4 protein-coding genes are annotated in these 5,069 nt (G+C 75.1%); 2 read left to right on the top strand and 2 right to left on the bottom strand.

What is annotated here, in order from left to right; genetic code table 11:
* Together QL983_RS10300 and pknB are read left to right on the top strand one after the other, a co-directional pair.
* Positions 1-703: LysM peptidoglycan-binding domain-containing protein (locus QL983_RS10300; RefSeq protein WP_290152868.1), on the top strand; the 703-nt coding region annotated here is incomplete at its 5' end.
* A gap of 54 nt (positions 704-757) precedes the next feature.
* A complete protein-coding gene (pknB, locus tag QL983_RS10295; RefSeq protein WP_208011606.1) occupies positions 758-2,707 on the top strand; it encodes a Stk1 family PASTA domain-containing Ser/Thr kinase in 1,950 nt (649 codons plus the stop codon).
* Positions 2,708-2,731: 24 nt separating this feature from the next.
* Here pknB and QL983_RS10290 read toward each other — a convergent pair whose 3' ends face one another.
* A complete protein-coding gene (locus QL983_RS10290; protein WP_036316682.1) occupies positions 2,732-4,144 on the bottom strand; it encodes a class II 3-deoxy-7-phosphoheptulonate synthase in 1,413 nt (470 codons plus the stop codon).
* Positions 4,145-4,215: 71 nt separating this feature from the next.
* Positions 4,216-4,923, bottom strand: a complete 708-nt coding sequence (locus tag QL983_RS10285) for a lysophospholipid acyltransferase family protein (protein WP_098092486.1) — start codon at positions 4,921-4,923, stop codon at positions 4,216-4,218.
* Between the last annotated feature and the right edge of the window lie 146 nt (positions 4,924-5,069).

Genomic DNA, 5,069 nt, shown 5'->3' with positions numbered 1-5,069 from the left:
CACCGCGCCGGCGTCGACGACCCCGACGGCGGCCGGCGGGACGGTCCGGTACACCGTGGTCTCCGGCGACTCCCTCTGGGGGATCTCCCAGCGGTTCGAGGTCTCCATCCCCCGTCTGCGCGAGCTCAACGGCCTGACGCGGGCCTCGACGCTGCACCCCGGCGACGTGCTCGTGATCTCCGACGGCACCCTCGAGGTGGAGCCGGTCTCGGCCGTCCAGGCGGTCGGCGACACCTTCCTCGGGCGCACCTACGCGCCGCACGTGACGGCCTCGGCGAACGAGAACCTGCGCCTGCTGCGCTCCGTCCCGCAGCCCACCCCCGAGCAGATGCAGCAGATCGTCCGCGAGACCGCCGAGCGGATGGGCGTGGACCCTCGCCTGGCCCTGGGCCACGCGTACACCGAGTCCCGCTTCCGCATGGCCTCGGTCTCCCCCGGCAACGCCGTGGGGGCGATGCAGGTCATCCCGATCACGGGCGAGTTCGCCTCGGAGCTGGTGGGCCGCGAGCTGAACCTGCTGGACCCCCACGACAACGCGGTGGCCGGCGTCGCGTTCATCAAGTACGTGCAGGACCGCACCCCCACCCTCGATGAGGGCATCGGGGCCTACTACCAGGGCCTCGGCGGGGTGCTGGACAGCGGCCTGAACCCGGAGGCACGGGACTACGTGGCCAAGGTGCGCGCCGCGATGGCGATGTTCTGATCCGCCGGCGGCGGACCGCCCCGAGGGGTCCGCCGCCTGTCCTACCCTGGGACGATGAGCAGCGCACGCCGCGACCCCCTCGTGGGGGGCATCGTCGACGGCCGCTACCGGGTCGTCGAGCGGCTGGCCCGGGGCGGCATGTCCACCGTCTACCTGGCCGTGGACGAGCGTCTCGACCGCCAGGTGGCGCTCAAGGTCATGCACCCGCACCTGGCGGAGGACCCCGTCCTCGTCGGCCGGTTCGAGCAGGAGGCCAAGACGACGGCGCGGCTGTCCCATCCGCACGTCGTCGCGGTCCTGGACCAGGGCCACACCGAGGCCGAGGACGGCGACGTGCTGGCCTACCTCGTGATGGAGCACGTGCCCGGCCGCACGCTGCGCACCGTCATCCGGGACCGTGCACCGCTCTCGCCCCGGGAGGCGCTGCGATTCCTGCGTCCGCTCGTCGACGGCCTGGCCGCCGCGCACGGCGCCGGACTGGTGCACCGGGACGTGAAGCCCGAGAACGTGCTCGTCCGCGACGACGGCCGGGTGACGGTCGCGGACTTCGGCCTGTCCCGCGCCGCCACGGCCCACACCATGGCCGGGCAGGCCGTCGTGGGCACACCCGCCTATCTCGCCCCCGAGCACATCGCCGGGGCGCCCGCCGACGCCCGTTCCGACGTGTACGCCGTGGGCATCATCCTGTTCGAGCTGCTCACGGGCCGCCAGCCGTACACCGCGGCGACCGCGCTGCAGGTCGCCTACCGGCACGTCCACGAGCGGGTCCCCGTGCCGTCCACGCTGCACCCCGGGCTCCCCGAGGACCTCGACGACCTCGTGCTGTGGTGCACCGAGCCGGACCCGGCCGACCGGCCCGCCGGTGCCGGCGAGCTCCTGCACCGCATCGAGGCCGTGGCGGCGGGCCTGGACCCCGACGCACCGGACCGCCGCCCCGCCGCGCAGCCCGCCGAGGGCCCGGGCGCGGACCCGGCCCCGGCCGGCCCCGCCGCCGATGGCCTCGAGGATGCGGCCCCGGACGGGAACCTGGAGACCCGGGCCCTCGACGCCGGCGACCACCACGCGACGCGCGTGCTCCCCGCCCTGGCCGAGTCCGACCTCGACGAGGACATGACCGACGTCATCGACACCCGTGTGGCGACGCACGGGGGCGACCCGCGGCCCGCCGCGCGCCCGGCGGAGCCGATCGGCCCGCTCGGGCTCGACCCCGCTCCGGCGGACCGGCATCCGGGGCGCGGCTCCCGGCGGCGGCTGCGTCGGGCGGCCCGCCGCCCCGCCCTCGACCTCGGCCAGGGCACCGGCCGGGCCGCGGCGATCGGCGCGGCCGTGACCCTGCTGCTCACCGGCGTCGCCCTGCTGCTGGGCTGGACGCTGGGCTCCGGCGGCCTCGGAGTCGGTGGTGTGGCGGTGGTCCCCGACCTCGACGGGCTGGCCCGGGAGGCGGCGGAGGAACGGCTGACCGCCGCGGGCTTCACCGCGGCGGTCACGGCCCGGCATGACGAACTCCGCACGGAGGGCACGGTCGTCGCCAGCTCACCCGCGGCCGGGGAGCCGGCGGGGCGCGGCGCCCCCGTCGAGCTCACCGTCTCCGCCGGCCCCGCGCCGGTGCCGGTGCCCGACCTGACCGGCGTCGTGATCCGGCAGGCCCACGGCGTGGCCCGGGACGCCCGATTCACCGTGGAGGTCGCGGAGCGCCGCACCGATCCCGCAGTGCCGGCCGGGGCCGTGATCGAGCAGCACCCGGCCCCCGGCGAGCAGGCGACGCCGGGCACCGCGGTCCGCGTGGTGCTCTCCGAGGGCCGCGCCGTGCGCCCGGTGCCGGACATGACCGGGCAGGATCCGGAGACGGCGCACACGACGCTGGCGGACGAGGGCTGGGACGCCCGCGTGCATCGCCTGCCGCTGCCGCTCTCCGCCCGGGGCGAGTCCCGGGTCCTGCACCAGTCCCCCGCCGCCGGGACCGCGCTGCCGGAGGGCACCGCGGTCCACGTCTGGGTCGGCTGAGCCGGGGCGTGCCCGGCCGCGCGGTCAGGCCCGCGGCGCGCGGCGCTCGGGGTGCGAGAGGGCCTCGGTGACCTTGAACGCCATCTCCAGGGACTGCTGGTGGTTCAGCCGCGGGTCGCACAGCGTCTCGTAGCGGGCGTCGAAGTCGGCCTCGTTGATCGGGTCGGAGCCGCCCAGGCACTCGGCGACGTCGTCGCCGGTCAGCTCGACGTGCATGCCGCCCGGGTGCGTGCCGAGCTCGCGGTGCACCTCGAAGAAGCCGCTGACCTCGTCCATCACGTCCTCGAACCGGCGGGTCTTGTAGCCGTTGGCCGCGGTCACGGTGTTGCCGTGCATGGGGTCGGTGACCCACACCGGCTCCAGCCCCGCGTCCCGGACGCCCTCGACGATGCCGGGGAGCACGTCCCGGATCCGCTCCGCGCCCATGCGGGTGATGAAGGTCAGGCGGCCCGGCTCGCGCTCCGGGTCCAGCCGCTCGGCGAGCTCGAGCGCGTCCGCGACCGTGGTGGTCGGGCCGAGCTTCACGCCGATCGGGTTGCGGACCCGGGAGAGGAAGTCGACGTGGGCGCCGTCCACCTGGCGGGTGCGCTCGCCGATCCACAGGAAGTGGGCGCTCGTGGCGTAGGGGTCGCCGCTGCGCGAGTCCACGCGGGTCAGGGCGCGCTCGTAGTCGAGCAGGAGCGCCTCGTGGGCCGAGTAGAACTCGGTGCGGCGCATGGCCTCGAAGTCCACGCCCGCGGCGTTCATGAAGCGGACCGCGCGGTCGATCTCGGCGGCCATCTCCTCGTACTGGGCGTAGGCCGGGTTGGCCATGAAGCCCTGGTTCCACTGGTGCACGCTGCGCAGATCGGCGAAGCCGCCCTGGGTGAAGGCGCGGACCAGATTCAGGGTGGAGGCGGAGGTGTGGTACGCCTGCACCATCCGCCGGGCGTCGTGCCGGCGGGCCTGCTCGGTGAACTCGTAGCCGTTCACGATCTCGCCGCGGAAGCTGGGCAGCGTGACGCCGTCGCGGGTCTCCGTGTCCGAGGACCGCGGCTTGGCGAACTGGCCGGCGATCCGGCCCATCTTCACGACCGGCATGGAGGCGCCGTAGGTCAGCACTGCGGCCATCTGCAGGATGGTCTTCACCCGGGCGCTGATCCGGTTGGCGGTGGACCCGGCGAACGTCTCGGCGCAGTCGCCGCCCTGCAGGAGGAACGCGCGGCCCTGGGCGACGTCGGCCAGACGGGCGCGCAGCAGGTCGACCTCGCCCGCGAAGACGAGCGGGGGCAGGGCGCTCAGCTCGGCGACGGCGGCGCGGTGGTCGGCCTCGTCCGCCCAGGACGGCGCCTGTGCGATCGGCAGCGAGCGCCAGTGGTCCAGGCCGGGGATGTCGGCGGCGCCCTCCGAGATGGCGGTGCCGAAGGCCAGGATCTTCTCGCGGGGGTCTTCAGTCATGCACACCAGGCTAGGGGCCGCGTGCCGCGCCCCGGTCTGGGCGTCCCCGGATGACGACGCGCGGGCCCCGCTCAGTCGCCGGCGCGCGGCGGAGCGGCCACCCGGCCCGCCTTCACGTCCGCCGCGTAGGTGTCCACGTATTCCTGGCCCGACAGGCGCCGGATGGCCTCCATGATCTCGTCCGTCACCTCCCGCAGCACCCGGCGGTCGTCGGCTGCCGCGGCACGGCCGGAGAAGTCCAGCGGCTCGCCGAAGATCATGCCCAGGCGCCGGATCCGCGGCAGCACGTGGCCGATCGGCTGGACCCGGTCCGTGCCGATCATCGCGATGGGCACCACGGGCACGCCCGAGGCCAGCGCGAGCTTGGCCACGCCGATCTTGCCGCGATGCAGCCGCCCGTCCGGGCTGCGGGTGCCCTCCGGGTAGATCCCGAGCAGCCGGCCCTCCCGCAGCGCCGCGAGGCCCGCGTCCAGCGAGCGCAGGGACGCCTCTCCGCCGGAGCGGTCCATGGGCAGCTGGTTCGCGGCCTCGAAGAACCGGCGGGTGACCCACCCCTTCACGCCCGGGCCGGTGAAGTACTCGTGCTTGGCCAGGAAGTGCACCTGGCGGTCGAGCATGGCCGGCATGAACACCGAATCCGAGACGGACAGGTGGTTGCTGGCCAGGATCGCCGGGCCCTCGGCCGGCACGTTCGCGAGGCCCTTCACCCAGGGGCGGAACAGCAGGCGGGTGGCCGGAGCCACGGCGAACGTCTTGGCGGACCAGTAGAACGTGGACACGAGGGCCTTCCGGTCGGGGCGGTCGGGTGCCTGCCCATCGTACGGTCCGCCTGCCTTACCCTGGGAGCATGCCCCGCCCCGTCGCCGTCGCCCCCGAAGACCTGCCCCTGCGCCTCATGCCCGCCGCTCCCGCCCGGCGCGACCAC

The sequence above is a fragment of the Micrococcus sp. APC 4021 genome (assembly GCF_030407635.1).
Classification (GTDB): Bacteria; Actinomycetota; Actinomycetes; order Actinomycetales; family Micrococcaceae; genus Micrococcus; species Micrococcus luteus.
Note: the sequence above shows the minus strand (reverse complement) of the source record. Positions and strands in the feature narration are given on the sequence as shown.

Coding starts and splice junctions, on each gene's coding strand:
- QL983_RS10290 (WP_036316682.1), bottom strand. CDS start 4,144: ATGACTGAAGACCCCCGCGAGAAGATCCTGGCCTTCGGCACCGCCATC.
- pknB (WP_208011606.1), top strand. CDS start 758: ATGAGCAGCGCACGCCGCGACCCCCTCGTGGGGGGCATCGTCGACGGC.